Origin of the sequence: Fontivita pretiosa, assembly GCF_050410795.1 — a bacterium.
GTDB classification, from domain to species: Bacteria; Planctomycetota; Phycisphaerae; order Tepidisphaerales; family Tepidisphaeraceae; genus Fontivita; species Fontivita pretiosa.
Window position 1 is genome coordinate 5,104,824 of sequence record NZ_CP191258.1, and the last position, 20,126, is coordinate 5,124,949.

Below are 20,126 nucleotides of genomic sequence, written 5' to 3' on the forward strand. Positions count from 1 at the left end.
CGTAGCTGACGGTTCGCAGGTTCGGATCCTCCGACGGCGCGGTCGTGCCCGCCGCAACCGGTGCTTCAGCGCGTCCAGAAGGCGTTGCGATCGACATGCGTGAAGATTGTAGGAATGGCCGGCCGGCAATGCCAGCATTCGCGAAGGCAAACACATCGGCCGGCGCCGATGGCGCTGCTGACAGTTGCCGCCGCAGCGGTACAATCTGGCCAGCACATGATCCTCACGCATCAACTGGGACGCTTTGTTGAACTGAGAGAACCGTCGCACGAGACGCCGCTGTGGCGGTACGTCTATGGCGGCAAGCCCAAGCCGTTTTTCCATCCGCTGTGCACTCCGGCGGGACACGTGCTGTCGTTGTTCGAGCCGCACGATCACGTGTGGCATCGGGGGCTGTGGTTCGCGATCAAGTTCATCAACGGGCAGAACTTCTGGGAGGAGCGCCCGCCGTTCGGAACGCAGCGCACGCCCGTCCCGCCGACGGTGACGCACGGCGCCGCCGGCCAGACCAGCGTCTTCAGCGCCATCGACTGGACCAGCCCCGACGCCAGCAGCGTGGTCATCCGCGAGCAGCGACTGTTCAGCTATCGCCCGATCGACGCCACCAGCTACGCCATCGATTTCACCTTCATCCTCAACCCGCAACTGGAGCTGCTGCTGGATCGGACGGTTTTCACAACATGGGGCGGATACGGCGGGCTGATCTTCCGCGGCACGCGCAACTGGCAGGAAAGCCGCCTGCTTTTTTCCGATGGATCCACCAGCGACCGCCCGACGCCTAGAATCGCCAACTGGTGCGATCTTTCGGGCAAGCTCGATGGCGGGCCGAATCAGACCGGCGGCATCGCCATCTTCGACCATCCACAAAACGTTCGACATCCCACGCCCTGGTATGGCGCCACAGGCCCGGGGCATTACTTCAACGCCGCGTTTCTGTTTAACGAACCGATGAGACTGGCGGCCGACGAAAAGCTCGTGCTGCGCTATCGCGTGCTGGTGCACGACGGCATCCTCGATACCGACGCGCTCAACCAACGCTACGACCAGTACGTCCGCGACGGAATCGAGCGGACTGCGGCTTCAGACAGCGCGGCGGTCGGAAGCTGAGCCGAAGGCCTTGTGAAACTGCCCGACCAGCGATTGTTTGACCAGGCGTATATCCGGCGTGGCGTCGCCGAGTAGCCGCCGCAGTGACGTTGCCCGCCTGCCCGTCAGACCGCAGGGGATGATCAGATCGAAGTATCGCAGGTCGGTTTCGACGTTGAGCGCGATTCCGTGCATGGAGACGCCACGGCGGATACGCACGCCGATGGCGCAGATCTTGGCGAGCTGGCCGTCCGGCTCACGAACCCAGACCCCCACCGCCGACGGATCGGTAATCGCGGGAATTGCCAACTCGGCCAGCGTCGCGATGACGACTTGCTCCAGTCGTCTGACGTATCCGCCCACGCTCAGCCCGTGATCGTTCAGCCGCACGATCGGATACGCCACGATTTGTCCCGGACCATGAAAGGTCACATCCCCGCCGCGATCCGATTGCACAAGCTCAACACCGAGCTGTTGAAGGTGCTGTTCGGAGGCCAGCAGGTTCTTCTGTCCGCAGGTCTCCGCCCGCCTCCCGAACGTGATCACCGGCGGATGCTCGACCAGGAGCAGGCGCTCCTGGTCGCCGGCGACGACTTCCGCGTGGATCTGCTGCTGTAGAGCCCACGCCTGGCGATAAGGCATGGTGCCGAGATCTTGAACATGCATGGCCACGAACGAGTGTAGGTTTCGTCACACCGGAACCAGTACCTGGGCGCTTCTGGCCGGGATGTAGATCTGGATGCTCTGGTTTCGGCCATACATCGGCACGTGCTGCCAGGGGTAGATCATGTCTTCCTGCACCAGCCCCGGGCCGCCGAATCGCTTGGCGTCGGTGGTCAGCAGCAGCTTGTAATCGCAGGGGTCGGGCACGGGCAGGCGCAACCCGAAGTACGACTGGGTCGGGTGAAAATTGAACACGAAGACCATCGGCCCCCTTCGGTAGACCAGTTGCTTGGTGTCCTCATGCAGTGCGAGCTGCTCGATGAGCGGGTCGATCAGCACGCCGTACTGCTCGTCGAGCTGCATCATCGCGCGGTCAAAGTTGTTCAAGAACTGGTACCGCAGAAGCGGATTGTCCACCAGCGACCACTGCCGCCGGGCGTACTTGTACGAAAAACCGTTGCCCTCGCGCGGGAAATCCACCCACTCGGGATGCCCGAACTCGTTGCCCATGAAGTTCAGGTATCCCTCACCGCCAAGGCTGAAGGTGATCAGTCGGATCAGCTTGTGCAGCGCGATCCCCCGGTCGATCACCAGGCTCTGGCGGTCGACCGCCATGTTCCAGTACATCTCCTGGTCCATCAGCCAGAAGGCGATCGTCTTGTCGCCCACCAGTGACTGATCGTGCGACTCGGCGTAGGCGATGTGCTTCTCGTCGCGGCGGCGATTCAGCAGCGTGTGGTACATCTCCCCGAGATTCCACTCCTCGTCCCGCTTGTGCTTCAACACTTTGATCCAGTAATCCGGAATGCCCATCGCCAGGCGGTAGTCGAACCCGATGCCCCCCTCTTCGACGGGTCGGGCGATGCCGACCATGCCGCTGACGTCCTCGGCGATGGTGATCGCATCCGGCTTGACCAGATGCGCCAGCTTGTTGGCAAGCTGAAGGTACAGCACGGCGTCGCGATCGACGTTCTCGTTGAAATAGTCGGCGTAACTGGTGAACGCCTTGCCCAGGCCGTGGTCCAGGTACATCATGCTCGTCACGCCGTCGAAACGGAACCCGTCAAAGCGGAACTCCTCCAGCCAGTACCGCACATTGCTCAGCAGGAACCGTCGAACCTCGTACTTGCTGTAGTCGAACAGCAACGAGTCCCAGGCCACGTGATGTCCGCGCGGGCCGGCATGGAAGTACTGGTACTCGGTCCCGTCGAACATATTCAGGCCTTCGTGCGTGTTCTTGACGCTGTGGCTGTGGACCAGATCCAGCAGCACCAGCAACCCCATTCCATGCGCCGTGTCGATCAGGTGCTTCAGTTCCTCGGGCGTGCCAAATCGGGAACTGACCGCGTAGAAGTTGCTCACGTGGTATCCAAAGCTCCCGTAGTACGGGTGCTCCTGAATGGCCATGAGCTGAATCGCGTTGTATCCCAGGTTCTTGATCCGCGGCAGCACGCTGGCAGTGAACTCGTTGAAGGTCCCCACGCGGTACTCTTCGGTGGCCATCCCCACGTGCGCTTCGTAGATCCGCAGTCCCTGTTTCTGCGGAGGCATGGGGTTCGGATGCTTCCACTCATACGGCTGCGGCGGATTCCAGTACTGCCCGACGTAATGGTTGGTGTTGTGTTCGGTGACTACCCGGCGGATGTAGGCGGGAATCCGGTCCATCGTCTGCCCGTTCTCCTGAACGACCGTGACCTTGACGCGGCTTCCGTGAACCAGCTTCTGGCCGTACTTGTCGTCGGGTAGAAACAGGCTCCAGACCCCCCACTGATCGCGGACCATCGGATTGGCAAAGCGATCCCAGTCGTTGAAATCTCCGATGAGCCGAAGCTGCAACGCCGCCGGCGCCCACTCGCGATACCACACCCCCGGCTTGCCCCACAGCTCGCCCCGGGTGAAGCCAAAGTAGCGGTGTCCCTGACTGATCTCCCCCAGCAGTCCGCCGTGATCGTTGATCCAGGCCATCGCGGCCTTGTACGCCGCGTATCGTTCGCGCAATGCCGGCCTGTACGGATCGAGCCACGGGTCACGGTCTGCCAGGGCCGTCCCGTCATCGGTCGGTCTGTCATTCTCGGGCCGCGTGTGCATCTGATTTGCTGCCGTGCTGCTCATGAGTCGGCATTCTATCGCCAACCCCCACGAGTCCTGCAACGCCGCTGGACGAGCGTCCGCTGGAAACACCAACAAAAAAGCCCGGAGATAACTCCGGGCTGGTGATGATCGATCTTTGACAAGTGAATAGTCGGCAACCGTCCACCGGCCTCGCGACCGGTGTCCCCGTGGTTCAGCACCACGGACGAGGCTGCGTTAACGCATTTTCTCTCTCAGATCGCTCTGAGACGAGTTCTAAGTAATCCCTTAGAAAGGAGGTGATCCAGCCGCAGGTTCCCCTACGGCTACCTTGTTACGACTTAGTCCCAGTCACCGAGCCTAGCGTAGGCACCCCTGAATTGGGGCGACTTCGGCTATTCCCGGCTCCCATGACTTGACGGGCGGTGTGTACAAGGCTCAGGAACACATTCACCGCGGCGTGGCTGATCCGCGATTACTAGCGATTCCAACTTCACGGAGGCGAGTTGCAGCCTCCGATCTGAACTGGGGGGTGATTTGTGCGATTTCCTCCAGCTCGCGCTCTCGGTTCGCTTTGTGCACCCCATTGTAGCACGTGTGTGGCCCTGGGCATAAAGGCCATGAGGACTTGACGTCATCTCCACCTTCCTCCGGTTTGACACCGGCAGTCCCCTTAGAGTCCCCGGCATAACCCGCTGGTAACTAAGGGCAAAGGTTTCGCTCGTTAAGGGACTTAACCCGACATCTCACGACACGAGCTGACGACAGCCATGCAGCACCTGTGTCTGTTCCACCCCGAAGGGCGTACCCTACTTTCATAGGGATAATCCAGACATGTCAAGCCCAGGTAAGGTTCTTCGCGTTGCTTCGAATTGAACCACATGCTCCACCGCTTGTGTGAGCCCCCGTCAATTCCTTTGAGTTTTAGCCTTGCGACCGTACTTCCCAGGCGGTCCACTTAGCACTTTTGCTTCGACCATGACGGCGTTAAGACCACCACGATCTAGTGGACATCGTTTAGGGCCAGGACTACCGGGGTATCTAATCCCGTTTGCTCCCCTGGCTTTCGTGTCTCAGTGTCAGCGCACCCCCAGCGAGCTGTTTTCACCATCGGCGTTCCTAACGATATCTACGCATTTCACCGCTCCACCGTTAGTTCCGCTCGCCCCTAAGTGGCTCAAGACACCCAGTATGCCCAGCAATTCCACGGTTAAGCCGTGGGATTTCACAAGGCACTTAGGCATCCACCTACACACGCTTTAAGCCCAGTGATTCCGCCTAACGCTCGAGGCCTCTGTATTACCGCGGCTGCTGGCACAGAGTTAGCCGCCTCTTCCTCTGGGGTAGATCAGAACTTTCTTTCCCCTGACAGGAGTTTACATCCCGAAGGACTTCATCCTCCACGCGGCGTCGCTCCGTCACGCTTTCGCGCATTGCGGAAGATTCGTTACTGCAGCCCCCCGTAGGAGTCCGGGCAGTGTCTCAGTCCCGATGTGGCTGGCCGTCCTCTCAGACCAGCTACGCGTCATAGCCTTGGTAGGCCGTTACCCTACCAACTAGCTGATACGATATCGCCCGCTCCCAGAGCGCCTTGCGGCCTTTGAGCACAGAGCCAGGCGACTCCGTGGTCTCATCGGGTATTACCCGGCCTTTCGGCCGGCTATCCCCGTCTCTGGGGTACGTTAGCGATACATTACTCACCCGTCCGCCACTGGTGTATTGCTACACCCGTACGACTTGCATGTCTTAGCCACGCCGCCAGCGTTCAGGCTGAGCCAGGATCAAACTCTTCAATTGAATTTCGTGGCACGAATCACTCCTCCTGCACGGCTTTACGCCGTGACTGACGGTTTCGTGATTCGTGTTTGTCCTCGAAACGAGTTTGTCCACCGATCGGACTAAGACAATCCGATCGGCTGGTTTTTCTGCTCGACGGGCCGGCTAAGACCCCTCGAGCAGTCCACGTTCAACGCGCGCCGCAAGCGACGCGCCCAAACGTGGGTTGCAAGGCTCAAACACTTCTGTTGGCGCCCATCCCGTGGAAGGGATGGGACACTCAAGCAATTGATCAAGGAAGATCACTTACTTGCGTGCGCCACGAAGATGTTTGAGAAAAATCACATCCTCGCGGCTGTCCGACTATTCACTTGTCAAAGAGCAATCACGTCTGATTCAAGCGCCCGCACACGACTTTCGTCGCCTGCGTCGCGACCTGCCCAACCGGCTCGTCCGATCGGGGCTGCGAATCCTATCGTCCTCTGTGCCGCTGTCAACGGGCTGTCGCGAAAAATCTTTCCGCTTCCGCAAGACTGCCCATCGATCCGCAGGCCACTGCTCACCGAGGCGGCGGACCAGCGACCGTGGCCCAAGACTCTGCATCGGCGACGAGCCGTCGGCGGCTTCAACAACTCCGCCTGGCACCGCAACCGGCGCAGTTCCTTCACCGCGCTGGCGGCAGCATGTGGTTGTCAACGTGTTGCCAAAAACTGCAACGGGCGGCGAACGCTGCTTTCGCTGGCCGCAGTTAAGACACCGCAGCACTCACGCTCAGCCGTAGGTTTGATCAACCGACCGGGGAGATTATGCCGAGCCTGTCGCCCCGAGTCAAGCCTGTGATCCCTGCCGCACAAAGCTCGACATCAGACAGTACGCCGCAGAATCGCCCAGGTTCAACCCCCTCCATGGTTCAACCCCCTCAATGCCGCTCGTTGGCCCTCAGTCGCTTCCCGAGGACGCTTTCGCGGAATTGCCTGAATTCGATCAGGCCGATCAACCGCCAGATGCCCCCGCAGGTTTCGGCCCTGTGCTGCATGTCGCGCACCGCTGCCAGAATTGCCGCGCCGCAACTTTTTGATCATAAACACGTTAACAGGAGTCGCGCACATGGCCATCCGAGCCTGCCTCACCGAGTTCATCGGGACTTTCTTCCTCGTATTCACCATCGGGATGGTCATCCGGGGCGGCACGACCGATGAACCGCTGTTGCTGGCGCCGCTGGCGATTGGCGGAGTGCTGATGGTCATGGTCTACATGGGCGGGCACATTTCCGGCGGACACTATAACCCGGCAGTATCACTGGCGGCGATGCTGCGCGGAAAACTGAGCGGCATCGAATTGGCCCTCTACTGGGCAGCGCAGATTCTGGGGGCGATCGTCGCGGCACTGATGGTCTACGGCATCCTCTCGAAAACGTTCGCCCCCGCACCGGCACCGGCCGTCGGGATCGCGCGGGCGCTGCTCGTGGAATTCATATTCACCTTCGCCCTGGCGCTGGTGGTCCTGAACACCGCCACCGCCCCGCGCACCGAAGGAAACTCCTACTTTGGCCTGGCCATCGGATTCACCATCGTGGTCGGGGCCATTGCCGGCGGCGGCATCTCCGGCGGAGCATACAACCCCGCCGTCGCCATCGGACCGACCCTGGTCGATACCCTGCTGGGCAGCGGAACGCTGCGAGACCTGTGGATCTACCTGGTTGCACCGCTGGCGGGCGGCGCCGCGGCCGCAGCCGTGTTTCGCTTCCAGAACCGACCCGACCTTGCCTGATCCTCTCCGCCCGCTATACTTCTGCCCCCTGACCTGAACGTCCGTCGGCCCATCGTAGCTGGGCACGGACGCGACCTGCTGGAGAGACTGACATGGCCATTGCAATTGAAGCCACGCCGGGCGAGATGCTGCGGGTGACGATCCGCAAGACGGTGACGCGGGCGGCGGCAAAAAAGACGCTGGAGCGGCTGTTCATGACCGACCGCACCATCCGCGGACCCATCGAAAAACGCAGCCGAAACTTCAAGGAAATCCCCAAGCGTCGCGGTGGCCGAATCTGGACCAAACGTCCCAACAAGGTCCATCCCGAGTTGAGCCGGGGCACGGTCGCCACCATCAAAGCCACCCCGCAGCACCTGCGCGACCTGGCCAGCGTCAGCGAGTTCGTGGAAGTGGCTAAGGCATAGCCGATGCCGCCGCACACGAAATGCCCTGCACCGGATGAAGCGCCGAACAGATTGGACCTTCGGCGTTGCGGCGGTTGGCACTGGCGTCAGTTCGGCTTGCCCCCCAGCATGTCCAACAGGGCGTCCAAATCGAACGGTTTGGCCATGAACGCCACCGGCACGCCGCGCAGCGCGCTGGCTTCGTATTCACCGCTGATGGCGATGATCCTGGCCGGGCGTCGGGATTCGGGCAGGGCCATGCAGTGATGCAGCAGCTCAAAGCCATCCATCACCGGCATTCGCAGGTCGGTTAGAAGAATGTCGAAACGTTGCGTCAGAAGGTAACCCAGCCCCTCTTCTCCATCACGGGCGGTGACGACTTCTGCGCCCGCCTCACGAAGCAGTCTGCTCATCGCCAAACGAGTCGGGGCATGATCCTCGACGACGAGGATCCGTGATTTTTTGGGTAAGGCACGTTCTGACGGATTGGACATGGGACTGATCATCATCACAACTGGCTGCGTCGCCCGACCGCCAGGGTCCATCGGGTGCTGTCTACCATTGTAACCTCCGCATTCCCTTTCTGTAGTCTGCAAGCGCCGTGCACACTGTATGAGATCGGTCACGGTCTGTCACGTCCAGCAGGCTGCCGCCACCTGCCGTCGGTGCCGAGAAGCTGATGCGGGCGGAAGCCGCTCTTGTATTGCATTGCACTGCATCCGTAAACCCAATATCCAAGGTAATAGTAGGGAATGCAATGATCGCGGGCGTAGCGGATCTCGCACAACGCCGCATACGTGCCCAGCCCCCGCCTCGCGGCCGGCGGGGAAGGATCAAAAAAGCAGTAGACGCTGCTCAGCGACGCCGCGCACACGTCGCAGATCCCCACCGCCAGCAGCCTCCCGTCCGCATCGCGGTACGTGAATTCGATGGTCTGCACCGGCGAATCGTAAAGAAATCGCACGAACTCCTCACGCCGATCATCCTCGTCATCCGGGCCAACCTGACCATGCCATTCACGCAGATACCGGTAATACAGCTCGAGCTTTTCATCGGTGGGCCTGGGCCGAGGATCGACCGCCACCTGAACGTCCGCGTTTCTCTTCAGGCACCTGCGCTGCGACTTGCTGGGCCGAAACTGCTCCACCAATACCCGCAGCGGCATGCATTGGCGGCATCCCCTGCACGCTGGCTGATAGATGAAGTCCCCGCTGCGACGGAAACCGGCATCCATCAGCGCGTGATAAAGCATCGGCGGCACCCGCCTGGATACCAGCGCCCGCATCTGCGCCATTCGTCCCGGCAGGTACACGCACGGGTGCTCGGGCAACGTCACCAGCGGCAGCGGCAGCGGCGCCGGCCAAGACGGGTAATGCGAAAACTCCTGTTCAGGCTCGTGGTTCCGGTGCACCGAACCGGACTGCCCAACATCCTGTGCCGAAACGTCCGGCAACTGCATGACGTTCCCTCGTCTGGCGAGCGGCGATGCTCACGGCCCGCCACTGGGTTCAGTACGCCTGGGCAAACAACACCTGCGTTCCGGTCTCGCGCCCGCTATAGATGCACCGCCCGCTGGTGCCCGGCTGCTCGAACGGAATCACCCGGACGGTAGCCTTGGTCTCGGCCTTGATCTGCGCTTCGGCCTGGCGGTCGGGTTCGAAGTACGCACGCACGAACCCGCCGTGCTCGGCCAGAATCCGCTTCATTTCATCATAGCTCATGGCCTGGCGAGTATTCTCGTCGCGGAATCTGCGGGCGCGCTCCAGCAGGGCGTTGTGCAGCCCGGCGAGTTTCGAGCTTAGCCATTGCGGGCTGATCTGATCGAGCCGCACGCTGTCCTTGCCGCGATCCAGGCGGCATTTGACCACCACGGTGGCCTGCTCAACGTCCCGCGGCCCGACTTCGATCCGGAAAGGCACGCCCCGCTGCTCCCAGTGATAGTGCTTGTCCCCGGGCCGGGCGTCGCGCCAATCCACCACAATCTTCTGGTGCGTCGCCTTGTTGAAGAAGTACGACTGGATCTGCGCGGCGGAAGTCACTGCTGCGGATGCAGGTCCGTCGATGAGCCGCTCGATGAGCGTGCCGATGAAACTCTGGACCTGCTGGCGTTCCTGCTCGGAGCGGTAGATCGGCACGATCGCCACCACCACCGGCGCCACGTTCGGCGGCAGCACCAATCCCTCGTCGTCGCTGTGAGCCATGATCATCGCCCCGATCAGCCGTGTGCTCACCCCCCAGCTTGTCGTGTGCACGTACTGCTGCTGCTGGTCGCGTCCGAGGAACTTGATCTCAAACGCCCGGGAAAAGTTCTGCCCCAGGTAGTGGCTCGTGCCGCACTGAAGCGCCTTGCCATCCTGCATCAACCCCTCGATGCAGTACGTCGTCACCGCGCCGGGAAACTTTTCCGATTCAGTCTTGGTGCCTTTGATCACCGGGATCGCCAGAGTCTGCTCGGCAAAGTCGGCATACACATCCAGCATCCGCAGCGTCTCCTGCTGCGCCTCCTCGGCGGTTTCATGTGCGGTGTGCCCTTCCTGCCAGAGGAACTCCGCCGTTCGCAGAAACAGCCGCGTGCGCATTTCCCAGCGCATCACGTTGCACCACTGGTTGATCAGAACCGGAAGATCCCGATAGCTCTGAATCCACTGGCTGTACATGTGCCCGATGACCGTCTCGCTGGTCGGGCGGATGATCAGCGGCTCTTCCAGCGGCTCGCCGGCGGGACGAAGGCCCTGCGGCGTCTTCTCCAGCCTGGTGTGCGTCACGATCGCACATTCCATCGCGAAGCCCTCGACATGCTCGGCCTCTTTGGCCAGGAAGCTCATCGGGATCAGCAGCGGAAAATACGCGTTGACATGTCCGGTTTCCTTGAAGCGTCGATCCAGGTCGCGCTGGATCGCCTCCCAGATCGCGTAGCCCTCCGGCCGAATCACCATGCAACCCTTCACCGGCGCATAATCCGCGAGCTGCGCCGCCTTGATCACGTCCAAATACCACTGCGCATAATCCTGCGAACGAGGCTTGATGTTCTTGGCCATAGGCGGCGAATCATAGCGGCTTATCGACCATCGATCACGCGCAGCGGACGATACACCAGATACCGGTCATTCCATGCCACAAGCCGGTAGTTGCTCAGGACACGCTCGACAAACCCGGGGCCAAAGTGCGAGCCGTGATACCACGCCCTGCCTCCCTCCCTGCTGGGGTCGGTCAACAGCACCACCGCCCGGAACTGACGCGCCTCCAGCTTCGACCAGAGCCGCTGGGCAAACGAGGCGTCCTCCAGCGCGATCACGCGAAACAGGAACGGGTCGAGCATGTACACCGCTTCGCCGGCGAAGATCGGAACCAGCGGGTCCTCCGAGAGGATCGGGCCGTCCCTTCGGTCACCCACATTGTCGAGGACGTGCAGGATCTGCTGGCGATGCGAAGTTGATGCGCGGTCGTCGCGAATCTCCTCGTACAGCACCGCTGCCGACGCCAGCGCCAGCACCGCCATCGCGGCCTTGGCGAACGCGAGGCGATGCGGGAATCGCGCTACCTGCCACGCCAGCGCGACCGTGGCGGCGACGTCCAAGTCCACCAGATGGTTGGCCTCGGTGCCGGGCGAGGCGAAGATCAGCAGCGTCGCCCCGCCCGTGAGGATCAACAGAACCGCCGGCAGACTCAGCCATGCGCCTGGTCCTGCCGGCAGCAGCGCCGCCATCGCCAGCAGGATCAGCACGAATCCGGGCAGATCGAATGAGCGGGACGTGTTGAACAGAAGGTGCGGCGATTCCAGCAGCCGGCCCAGGCTCGCGCCGGCGGTCGCGCAGGCACGCATCGACTCCCACGCCCGTCCCTCGCTGGTCCAATAGATCCCCGCCACCATCACGACAATGCCGCAAAGCGTCAACAGCAGGAGCCCGGCCGCGTCACGTCGGCGCCCCGCCAAAGCCAACCACAGCACAGCCGCGGCCAGGCCGAAAAGCGAGGTAAGCTTCGCCCCAAACGCCAGCACAAACAGCATTGCCGCCAGCATCAGCCCCGGCCAGCGGACGCAAGTGCCGCCCCCCGGCCGGGGCAGGCACACCACCAGGCCCCAGATGTTCAGCCCCGCCGCCAGAAGGTCCGGGCGAATGTCGCTCAGGCCCATCTGGACGGATGTGCAGCCCAGCAGCAGCATCGTCGCCCCCGCCGCCAGGGATGGACCAATCCCCAGTCGTCGCAGCAACTGAAATGTGCCCAGCAGCAGGACAGCCCCCGAACACACGGCCAGCAGGTTTCCCGCGCGGATTGGATCCAGACCGAGCTTGATCAGCCCCGCATGGAGCGTGAAGTGCAGCGGCATGTACCGTGTGCCGCCATAGCCCGATTCCGAGACCAGCGGCCGATAGAACAGACCATTGGTCAGGTCGATCGCCAGTGTCGTCCACACGCCGGAAACGTGGATGATCCCCTCATACCGAGGCAGCGCCCAGATGAGGCGAGCGATGGTCGCGGCCAGCAGCAGTGCCCCCGCCGCCAGCAGCACCCGATCCACGCGCCTGGCTCGGATGACTTGCCGGGAAGACGAGGCTGCTGTCGCGCCGCCCGGCGCCGCGGCCGCGTGACTGTTGCCATCCGGCCGACGGAGATCCATGTCCCACCTTTCACCAGCCAGCGAGCGATGGAACCGTTCAATAAGGATACAAAAAAGAGGCGGTCGAGCTACTCGACCGCCTCCTATGCTGCGTTGATCCAATGCCTGACCGAGCCGACCCGGCCGATCCTGCCGATCAGTCCAGGTTCATGCTCATGAGGAACTGGGCATTGCTGGGCACCTTTTCGAGCCTGGCCTTGAGCAGCTCGATGGCCTCGACCGGGTTCATATCGCTGAGCACCCGGCGCAGGCGATAGACCAGCTCCAGCTCCTTGGGATCCAGCAGCAGTTCCTCGCGGCGGGTGCCGGAGGCGTTGATATCGATCGCCGGGTAGACGCGGCGGTCCACCAGGCGGCGGTCCAGATGCAGCTCGGCGTTGCCGGTGCCCTTGAACTCCTCGAAGATCACTTCGTCCATCTTGCTGCCGGTGTCGATCAGGGCCGTGGCCAGGATCGTCAGGCTGCCGCCTTCTTCGATGTTACGGGCGGCGCCGAAGAACCGCTTGGGCTTCTGAAGCGCGTTGGCGTCCACACCGCCGGTCAGGATCTTGCCCGAATGCGGCACTTCCGTGTTGTACGCACGCGCCAGTCGCGTGATCGAGTCCAGCAGGATCACCACGTCCTTGCCGAATTCGACATAGCGCTTGGCCTTCTCGATGACCATCTCGGCGACCTGCACGTGCCGGCTGGCCGGCTCGTCGAAGGTCGAGCTGATCACCTCCGCCTTGGTGTTGCGCTCCATGTCGGTCACTTCTTCAGGTCGCTCGTCGATCAGCAGGATGATCAGGATCACGTCCGGATGGTTCTTGCTGATGGCGTTGGCGATCTTCTGGAGCAGCACCGTCTTGCCGGTTCGCGGCGGAGCGACGATCAGCATTCGCTGCCCGAAGCCGATCGGCGTGACCAGATCCACAATCCGCATGTTCAGTTCCTTCGGATCGCTCTCCAGGATGATCCGACGGTTGGGATGAAGCGGAGTCAGGTCCTCGAAGTTGGTGATCTCGGCGATCTTCTCCGGGTCTTCCCCGTTGATCGCCTCCACCCGCAGAAGCGCGAAGTAGCGTTCGGACTCCTTGGGCGGGCGAATCTGCCCCTGGACCACGTGGCCGTTTCGCAGCCCGAAGCGACGGATCTGCGACGGAGAGATGTAGATGTCATCCGGGCAGGGCAGGTAGTTGTACTCCGGACTGCGCAGGAAGCCGAACCCGTCAGGCAGAATCTCCAGAACGCCTTCGCCGTACATCAGCCCGTTCTGGCGGATGCGGGCACGCAGGATCTGGAAGATCAAGTCCTGCTTTTTCATCCCGATGTAATCGGGGATGCCTTCCTGCTTGGCGATTTCGTGCAACTGGTGCACGTCCATCTGTTGCAGGTCCTTGATGTAGAGCTTGCCGCCCTTGACCTGTTCGTACTTGGCATTGGTCTCGGCGTCGAGGCTGGCCACGTCCTCCGCTGGCGGCGCCGTCGCGGCGCGCTCTTCGCGTGCGGCGGGCGCGGGCGGAGCCTCGACGGCCGTCGCCGTGGCCGTGGCGGTCTCGGCGGCGGAGCCTTCGCTGCGCTCGGCGCGATTCTGCTGTTTGTCTTTTTCTTCAACTTCCACCGGTTCGGTCTCGCGTTGCGTCTGCGACCGCCGGGTGCTGCGGGTTGTGGACTTCGCCATTTGGCAGGGCCTCCGAAAGAAAAGGTGTGATTGTCTTTTGATTGTCTGTTTGTGCTGTACCGCTTGGGGCATTGCCTGTGCGACTGCTCCCGGGATCGCCTTTGGCCTGTCCCAGCTCAGCGTGAAAACTGTCGGAAAATTACAAAACCAGAAAGATGCTCATCGAAACGGAAACAGACAGATGCTCATCCAAAGATGCTCATCGGGCGGGAGCGGTCGGCGGCGTGCCTGTCCTTTTTGCCCGCCACTCGCCGACGCTGTTTCGTCTGATGGTGTAGATTACTATTACTACACCGAGCATAGGCCCAAGGTTCGGCCCAACTCAAGTTTCTTCAAGAAACCGTCCCCGAACAACCGTTCCCGGAGCAGACCCCGGAGAATACCCGGGCAAGTCATCCTGGTCGGAGGAAGCGGCCTACCCACTGACCCCGCATCAGCACAGCGGCGGCCTGCACCCAACCCGCCCGTCGTTGCACCGCCGCCAGCACCTGCGCCCGATGATCTCGCCGCGGCATTCGCTGCCGGATCCGTCAGTGCCGGTCCGTCGTGGGAACGGTCGCAGCGAGAATACGGGAAAGCACTTCTCTGACTTGAGCGCGAACCACGTCGTCGTTCGCACCTGCGGTATTCCTGACTACATGATCGGATAAACTTGCCTTCTTGTCTAGGGGCATCTGCAATTTTTCCCGCCGGGCCAGTTCCTCGCCGCTCCAGCCGCGCTGCCGTTGCACGCGCGCCAGCCGGTCGGACCAGGGGGCATCCACGAACACCACCGCGTCGCATTGGGAGTTCAGCCCCGTCTCGAACAGAAGCGGCGTATCCCAAACAAACGCAACAACTTGCGCATCGTTCGCCGCGGATTCCATCTCCCGCTGCCGCATCTGCGCCACCATCGGATGCAACAACTGTTCCAGCCGCTGCCGCTCTTTGGGGTCGGCGAAGATCAATCGTGCCACCGCCGACCTGTCGATCTCCCCGTTCGCATCGAACACCGCCTCGCCCCACCACTGCCGCAGCGTCTGTTTCACCTGCGGATCCTGATACGCCCGGCGAACCTGCTCGTCAGAGTCAATGACCCGGCAGCCCAACTCCCCGAACAGCCGGGCAACATAGCTCTTGCCGCTGCCGATCCCCCCAGCCAATCCAATGATGGGCTTGCCCGCGAACATGCTCGCGGCGATTCTACAGGCGCAAGTCGAACCCTGCCAACCGCCGCCAGCGTCGGCCACACGGCGGCCCTACAGGATCCGTTGTCGCTCCCCGATCTGCACCCAGTTGCCCGCCGGATCTCGCAGCAACAGTGTGTGACTGCCCGGCGTCAGCCCCTTCTGCCACTCGTACTCGATCTGCCGCTCGGCCAGTTGCTGTTCCAGCGCCGCCAGCGATGGTACTTCAATGCCAATCGGGCGAAGGTCCAGGCGATGAACCGGGGGCTCGACCACGTCGATGCACAGCCGGACGTTTTCCGCCTTGTAGACGATCTGATCCGTGATCACCTGCTGCCGCTCGAAACGCAACAGCCCAATGTAGAACTCGTCAAGCTGCGTTTCCAGACCGGCCGCAGCCGGCGCATGCACGTCCTCGACCGCCACCAGCCACACCGGCGGCGGCTCGGGCATGGGTCTTCGCCGATCGACGACCGGCTTGAACTGTGCCGCGGCCTGTTCCAGTTCGAGGTGTTCCACGGATATCGCTCGGCATCAGCGGCGGCGCGCAGCGCCGACCGCTGCATGCGGTTGTTAGACGCCGCCGCCTCTCGCCTGATGCTTACGTCGGCGTAGGCGCCTCGCCTCGTACGCTGTGAACTTCTGCTCGATTTTCGAACCGATGGTCGTGCCCTTTTCTATCTGTGTTCGCGCCCACACGCCGAGCTTCAGGATCAACTCAAACTCCTCAGGGAGGTAGTCCCATCGGTAGTGGTTGCATGTCCCGTGAGCTGGGAGGCAGTTGTCTGCGGCATGCCCGCCGCCCGCGCTATGCGCCAACACGTGATCACCGTTCCAGGCTCCGGTGATGTCGCCACCGCAAATGTGGCACCTTCCGCCCGTCTTGCGAAGAACTTGCGCTCGCTCCGAAGCAGTGAGGCGATACTGACGGGGTCGCCGATTCGCATCCTTGCCCTGTTGTCGGAGGCGGCGCAGCTCAACGACTCGACTCCGGAGGTCGGCCGAGTTTGGGCGATCTGGCTTCTGCATTTCGTGCCTCGTGTCTCTAACGACCCAAGCCCAGCGACCCGCCCCGCAGGAGGCTCCGATTGCAGCCGCGACGCGACAGCCGCGTTCGCTGCAGCGCGTGGTCAGGCCTTCTCACTGTCACAACCAAATGATAGCTGGTTGCCGTCGGGGTCGAAAATAACGAAATCGCGCATCCCGTACATACGGTCTGCCGGCTCACTCGCTGGCGTTGCTCCAGCAGCCTTAATCTTCGCGAAATACTCATCGACTTCGTCGCAAATCACATACGCGTTGCCTCCGCCAATACCAGGACCGCGATCATCAGGTGGACAGATGTGGATCTCACAGCTTCCGATCTTGAGTCCAACGTAAGTGCCGTACCTAAACGACTGAACAAAGCCGAGCACGTCTGTGTAAAAATGGATCGAAGCATCAACGTCTTTGACGTGGAACACCGGAATGGCCGAAAGAGTTTTCATGGTGCGTGATGCCTAACTTGTTGACAGGAAGTTTCCCCCCTGTCACCTGTAGCCCGCCAATGTGCGGGCCGACGCGCAGGCAGTTGATCGTCGCAAGTCACATTGTAGCTGTTAGTTTCCTTCGCTGTCGAGCGATTTCTCGCGTGATAGGCCGCTCCTGCCTAACGCTCATCAGGCAACCGAGCCAACCCGTCGGCGGGGCTGCGGACGCCACGCCCGCCTCGGTTCACAACGTGCGTGTAAATCATCGTCGTGCGAACGTCCTGGTGACCCAGGAGCTCCGGTACGGTGCGAATAGCATGGCCACCTGTCAGCAGGTGCGTGGCGAAGGAATGCCGAAACGTGTGGCTGGTGACCCGTTTGGTCAGTCCAGCCTTTCGGACAGCCTGCACGATCGCCTTCTGGACCAGCGACTCGTGAACCTGGTGCCGTCCCTGCTCGCCGGTTTTCGCGTTCACCCGGCGATGTTCCTGGGCAAATATACAAACTGCCAACGCCACTCGCGATTGACGTTCGGGTACTTGCGGGCCAAGGCGTGCGGCGGCTCGGACATGGGTCTTCGCCGATCGACGACCGGCTTGAACTGTGCCGCAGCCTGTTCCAGTTCGAGGTGTTCCACGGATATCAAGTTTATCGCCCGCGGCACCCTTACCGCCACCGCAATCCTTCAAATTCCCCGTCGATGCGGCTAATCTGCTCAGCTTATCGGGCGATTCGGACGATGTTGTTCAAGAGCAGCCCGGCGGACAACCCCGGGGCGCGGCTGCGGCCCGATTGGCAAATGACACGACGGCACAGACTCATCCTCGTGCTCGGCATGACGATGGCTGGCAGCATCACGCTGGCCACCCGCCAGGCTCCGGCACCGGCGACGGCGGCCGCGCCAGACGAGCCGGCGGTCATCCTCCGCATTGTCGGGCGCGACTCCACCCTCGTCGCCAGCGCCGGCGACGCCGACCAGGGACCGACCTATGCCCTGTACTCCAACGCAGGCGAGCTTCTGATCCCCCGCATGACCCTGCCACAACTCCAGGCCGCTCATCCCGACCTGGCACGCCGCATCCAGCATCTGCACGCGGACCAGTCCGCCACGCCAATACACTGGGCCGGCATCGACCTGGATTGAACAGCCCCGCCTCGCGACATCACAGCATCCGCCTGGCCTGCTCTGCCAGGATCACTTCACCACCCCGATGGTCAGCAGCAGGTTCGCGTAGATCCTTTGCTCGCCGGTCGCGATCGTCAGGCAGACATCCTTCGTTCCCGCCGCCTCGTAAAAGGCCATTCGCTCGATCTTCGTCAACTCCACATCAATGCCGTTGTCGTGAAGGATCTGGCGGAACTCGTTCCAGATCGGTGGATCCTGCTTCAGCGCGTACGGGCCGGTTCGCGCGTAGTCCATGACCTCGGCGGCCTCGATGGGGATCGCGCTCAGCAGCACCTTCAGCACGTCGGTCACCGTCGGCAAGCCGGGCGCCAGGTTCAGGTACACGACCTGCGCATTGGGCCCGCGGCGGGTCCAGTGAGGATAGTTGCCGTCGGAGATCAGGACTTTGCTGCCGTGCCCGGCGCGCGCCAGCGCGGCAAGAATCTGCGGATGCAGCAGTTGGTTTTTGAGCATGACGGCTCCATGATGTATATTGCCGCGGAGCAATGGCAATCGTTTGCTTCCGAGGCAATTGCGATATAGATCGGTCCGCCAAAAAACGGTCTCTACCTGGAGTCCTCCCGTGAGCAACTATAACATCCCCGTCCTTCCCAAAACACCAAGGCTCAAGAAGAAGCAAATCCAGCTCATCGCCAACGGCGATCTGCGGCTCAGCGCCAACCAGAAGTGCTGGCCGGAGCAGGCCAAGATGGAAGAAGCTCTCAAGCGCGTCGTCGCCGAGATGGGCTATGAGCTGATCCGCGGCCATCCGTACAAACCAGACGAAGGGCATGGCTTCATCGCCAGCCAGAAGGAAGGCATGTGCGTCTTCGCCGGCCTGGATCCCGACGCCCCGCTCATCGTCGCCGAATCCGTCTGGCAGTATTCCCATCACATCCTGCACGGCTTGATCTCGCACCGCGGGCCGATCCTGACCGTCGCCAACTGGTCCGGCACCTGGCCGGGGCTGGTCGGAATGCTCAACCTCAACGGCTCGATGACCAAGGCCGGCGTGAAGTACTCCACCATCTGGAGCGAGGACTTCACCGACGAGTTCTTCCGCAACTACCTCAAGGCCTGGTTGAAGGAAGGGTACGTCAAGCACAAGACCCCTCACGTGACCAGGTTCAAGAATGTGAAGGTTCGCGCCCCCGAGCGGAAGCTCGGGGTTGCCTTGGCCGAGCAGCTCAAGCGCAACAAGGCGATCATGGGTGTGTTCGACGAGGGGTGCATGGGAATGTTCAATGCGATCCTCCCCGACGAGCTGCTCAACCCCACCGGTGTGTACAAGGAGCGGCTCAGCCAGTCGGCGCTTTACTACGAGACGATGCAGGTCAGCGACGACGAGGCCCGACAGGTCCGCCGGTGGATGGAAGATCGCGGCATGAAGTTCCTGACCGGCACCAACGAGGAGACGGACCTGACCGACAACCAGATCCACCTTCAGTGCAAGATGTACATCGCGGCGATGCGGATCGCCGACGACTTCGGCTGCCACACCATCGGCATCCAGTATCAGCAGGGTCTGAAGGACCTGCTGCCGGCCAGCGACCTGGTCGAAGGCACGCTGAACGATTCGAACCGCCCGCCGGTGCGCAGCCGCGATGGCAAGCGTATCCTCTACGAGGGCCAGCCCCTGCCCCACTTCAACGAAGTGGACGAGTGTGCCGGACTCGATGGGCTGATGACCTATCGCGTGCACAAATCGATGGGCCAGCCGGTCGAGAACACGCTGCACGACCTGCGCTGGGGAGACATCGATCGCTCCGGCACGGTCAAGGATTACGTGTGGGTCTTTGAGATCTCCGGCTCGGTGCCCCCGTCGCACCTGATCAACGGCTGGGCCGGCGCCACCAGCGAACGCCAGCCGCCGATGTATTTCCGGCTCGGCGGCGGGACGATCAAGGGAATCAGCAAGCCCGGCGAGATCGTGTGGAGCCGGATCTACGTCGAAGATGGCCGGCTGAAGATGGACCTGGGCCGCGGCGGTGTGGTCGAGTTGCCCATGGAGGAAACGCAGCGGCGGTGGAACTCGACGACCCCGCAATGGCCGATCATGCATGCCGTCACCTACGGCGTCACGCGCGACCAGATGATGGCCAAACACAAGTCCAACCACATCCAGGTCGTCTACGCCAACAGCGCTGACGACGCCGACAAGGCGATGCTGGTCAAGGCATGCATGGCCGAGGCGCTGGGGATGGACGTCAACATCTGCGGCACGCGAAAGGACGGCCAGGGATGGGATTGAGCGCCCTGCGAATCGCAACGCCGCTCAAATCGCGTTATATTGG

16 protein-coding genes, 1 rRNA gene and 1 pseudogene are annotated in these 20,126 nt (G+C 62.0%); 5 read left to right on the forward strand and 13 right to left on the reverse strand.

Going from position 1 to position 20,126, the window contains the following annotated elements; translation table 11 throughout:
- Positions 1–168: 168 nt before the first annotated feature.
- The gene (locus ACQS5P_RS20755) at positions 169–1,107 is read left to right on the forward strand and encodes a PmoA family protein (RefSeq protein WP_428938530.1); all 939 of its coding nucleotides are present in this window, start codon (positions 169–171) and stop codon (positions 1,105–1,107) included.
- Here ACQS5P_RS20755 and lipB read toward each other — a convergent pair.
- The 3 genes from lipB to ACQS5P_RS20770 form a co-directional block, all read right to left on the reverse strand.
- Positions 1,081–1,752 (reverse strand): lipoyl(octanoyl) transferase LipB, encoded by a 672-nt coding sequence (lipB, locus tag ACQS5P_RS20760; protein WP_428938531.1) that lies wholly within the window; start codon positions 1,750–1,752, stop codon positions 1,081–1,083. The genes ACQS5P_RS20755 and lipB overlap by 27 nt on opposite strands.
- Before the next feature lie 24 nt (positions 1,753–1,776).
- A complete protein-coding gene (locus ACQS5P_RS20765) occupies positions 1,777–3,861 on the reverse strand; it encodes an alpha-amylase family glycosyl hydrolase (protein WP_428938532.1) in 2,085 nt (694 codons plus the stop codon).
- Positions 3,862–4,111: 250 nt separating this feature from the next.
- Positions 4,112–5,616, reverse strand: a 16S ribosomal RNA gene (locus ACQS5P_RS20770).
- Between the two features lie 1,086 nt (positions 5,617–6,702).
- On the opposite strand from ACQS5P_RS20770, the gene ACQS5P_RS20775 reads away from it, so the two are divergent.
- Complete coding sequence (locus tag ACQS5P_RS20775) at positions 6,703–7,365, forward strand: MIP/aquaporin family protein (protein ID WP_428938533.1); 663 nt, start codon at positions 6,703–6,705, stop codon at positions 7,363–7,365.
- 92 nt (positions 7,366–7,457) lie between these two features.
- Positions 7,458–7,772 (forward strand): hypothetical protein, encoded by a 315-nt coding sequence (locus tag ACQS5P_RS20780; protein WP_428938534.1) that lies wholly within the window; start codon positions 7,458–7,460, stop codon positions 7,770–7,772.
- A gap of 86 nt (positions 7,773–7,858) precedes the next feature.
- On the opposite strand, the gene ACQS5P_RS20785 is transcribed toward ACQS5P_RS20780, so the two are convergent.
- The 9 genes and pseudogenes from ACQS5P_RS20785 to ACQS5P_RS20825 form a co-directional block, all read right to left on the reverse strand.
- Positions 7,859–8,296: a response regulator gene (locus tag ACQS5P_RS20785; RefSeq protein WP_428938535.1), complete on the reverse strand. Its 438-nt coding sequence runs from the start codon at positions 8,294–8,296 to the stop codon at positions 7,859–7,861.
- Between the two features lie 77 nt (positions 8,297–8,373).
- Positions 8,374–9,210 carry an arginyltransferase gene (locus tag ACQS5P_RS20790; protein ID WP_428938536.1) on the reverse strand — a complete coding sequence of 279 codons (837 nt, stop codon included), beginning with the start codon at positions 9,208–9,210 and terminating at the stop codon, positions 8,374–8,376.
- Positions 9,211–9,259: 49 nt separating this feature from the next.
- Entirely contained in the window at positions 9,260–10,789 is a 1,530-nt protein-coding gene (proS, locus tag ACQS5P_RS20795; RefSeq protein ID WP_428938537.1) for a proline--tRNA ligase, read from the reverse strand.
- 20 nt (positions 10,790–10,809) lie between these two features.
- On the reverse strand, positions 10,810–12,372 hold the full coding sequence (locus ACQS5P_RS20800; protein WP_428938538.1) for a hypothetical protein: 1,563 nt from the start codon (positions 12,370–12,372) through the stop codon (positions 10,810–10,812).
- Between the two features lie 136 nt (positions 12,373–12,508).
- Complete coding sequence (gene rho, locus ACQS5P_RS20805; RefSeq protein WP_428938539.1) at positions 12,509–14,032, reverse strand: transcription termination factor Rho; 1,524 nt, start codon at positions 14,030–14,032, stop codon at positions 12,509–12,511.
- A 530-nt stretch (positions 14,033–14,562) separates the two neighbouring features.
- Positions 14,563–15,201: a dephospho-CoA kinase gene (gene coaE / locus ACQS5P_RS20810; protein WP_428938540.1), complete on the reverse strand. Its 639-nt coding sequence runs from the start codon at positions 15,199–15,201 to the stop codon at positions 14,563–14,565.
- A 69-nt stretch (positions 15,202–15,270) separates the two neighbouring features.
- Positions 15,271–15,717 (reverse strand): VOC family protein, encoded by a 447-nt coding sequence (locus ACQS5P_RS20815; RefSeq protein WP_428938541.1) that lies wholly within the window; start codon positions 15,715–15,717, stop codon positions 15,271–15,273.
- Positions 15,718–16,328: 611 nt separating this feature from the next.
- Entirely contained in the window at positions 16,329–16,685 is a 357-nt protein-coding gene (locus tag ACQS5P_RS20820; RefSeq protein WP_428938542.1) for a VOC family protein, read from the reverse strand.
- Between the two features lie 161 nt (positions 16,686–16,846).
- Positions 16,847–17,226 (reverse strand): annotated as a pseudogene (locus ACQS5P_RS20825) (tyrosine-type recombinase/integrase); the annotation flags it as partial.
- A gap of 180 nt (positions 17,227–17,406) precedes the next feature.
- On the opposite strand from ACQS5P_RS20825, the gene ACQS5P_RS20830 reads away from it, so the two are divergent.
- Positions 17,407–17,811: a hypothetical protein gene (locus tag ACQS5P_RS20830; RefSeq protein ID WP_428938543.1), complete on the forward strand. Its 405-nt coding sequence runs from the start codon at positions 17,407–17,409 to the stop codon at positions 17,809–17,811.
- 51 nt (positions 17,812–17,862) lie between these two features.
- Here ACQS5P_RS20830 and ACQS5P_RS20835 read toward each other — a convergent pair whose 3' ends face one another.
- On the reverse strand, positions 17,863–18,306 hold the full coding sequence (locus ACQS5P_RS20835) for an RbsD/FucU family protein (protein WP_428938544.1): 444 nt from the start codon (positions 18,304–18,306) through the stop codon (positions 17,863–17,865).
- A 109-nt stretch (positions 18,307–18,415) separates the two neighbouring features.
- On the opposite strand from ACQS5P_RS20835, the gene ACQS5P_RS20840 reads away from it, so the two are divergent.
- Positions 18,416–20,083: a fucose isomerase gene (locus tag ACQS5P_RS20840; RefSeq protein ID WP_428938545.1), complete on the forward strand. Its 1,668-nt coding sequence runs from the start codon at positions 18,416–18,418 to the stop codon at positions 20,081–20,083.
- The last annotated feature ends 43 nt before the right edge of the window (positions 20,084–20,126 follow it).

What these genes read in the sequence shown, in the direction of transcription:
- proS (WP_428938537.1), bottom strand. Translation starts at nt 10,789, where the DNA reads ATGGCCAAGAACATCAAGCCTCGTTCGCAGGATTATGCGCAGTGGTAT.
- ACQS5P_RS20790 (WP_428938536.1), bottom strand. Translation starts at nt 9,210, where the DNA reads ATGCAGTTGCCGGACGTTTCGGCACAGGATGTTGGGCAGTCCGGTTCG.
- ACQS5P_RS20755 (WP_428938530.1), top strand. Translation starts at nt 169, where the DNA reads ATGGCGCTGCTGACAGTTGCCGCCGCAGCGGTACAATCTGGCCAGCAC.
- ACQS5P_RS20800 (WP_428938538.1), bottom strand. Translation starts at nt 12,372, where the DNA reads ATGGATCTCCGTCGGCCGGATGGCAACAGTCACGCGGCCGCGGCGCCG.
- ACQS5P_RS20835 (WP_428938544.1), bottom strand. Translation starts at nt 18,306, where the DNA reads ATGCTCAAAAACCAACTGCTGCATCCGCAGATTCTTGCCGCGCTGGCG.
- ACQS5P_RS20785 (WP_428938535.1), bottom strand. Translation starts at nt 8,296, where the DNA reads ATGGACCCTGGCGGTCGGGCGACGCAGCCAGTTGTGATGATGATCAGT.
- coaE (WP_428938540.1), bottom strand. Translation starts at nt 15,201, where the DNA reads ATGTTCGCGGGCAAGCCCATCATTGGATTGGCTGGGGGGATCGGCAGC.
- ACQS5P_RS20830 (WP_428938543.1), top strand. Translation starts at nt 17,407, where the DNA reads ATGTTGTTCAAGAGCAGCCCGGCGGACAACCCCGGGGCGCGGCTGCGG.
- ACQS5P_RS20775 (WP_428938533.1), top strand. Translation starts at nt 6,703, where the DNA reads ATGGCCATCCGAGCCTGCCTCACCGAGTTCATCGGGACTTTCTTCCTC.
- rho (WP_428938539.1), bottom strand. Translation starts at nt 14,032, where the DNA reads ATGGCGAAGTCCACAACCCGCAGCACCCGGCGGTCGCAGACGCAACGC.
- ACQS5P_RS20780 (WP_428938534.1), top strand. Translation starts at nt 7,458, where the DNA reads ATGGCCATTGCAATTGAAGCCACGCCGGGCGAGATGCTGCGGGTGACG.
- ACQS5P_RS20820 (WP_428938542.1), bottom strand. Translation starts at nt 16,685, where the DNA reads ATGAAAACTCTTTCGGCCATTCCGGTGTTCCACGTCAAAGACGTTGAT.
- ACQS5P_RS20765 (WP_428938532.1), bottom strand. Translation starts at nt 3,861, where the DNA reads ATGAGCAGCACGGCAGCAAATCAGATGCACACGCGGCCCGAGAATGAC.
- lipB (WP_428938531.1), bottom strand. Translation starts at nt 1,752, where the DNA reads ATGCATGTTCAAGATCTCGGCACCATGCCTTATCGCCAGGCGTGGGCT.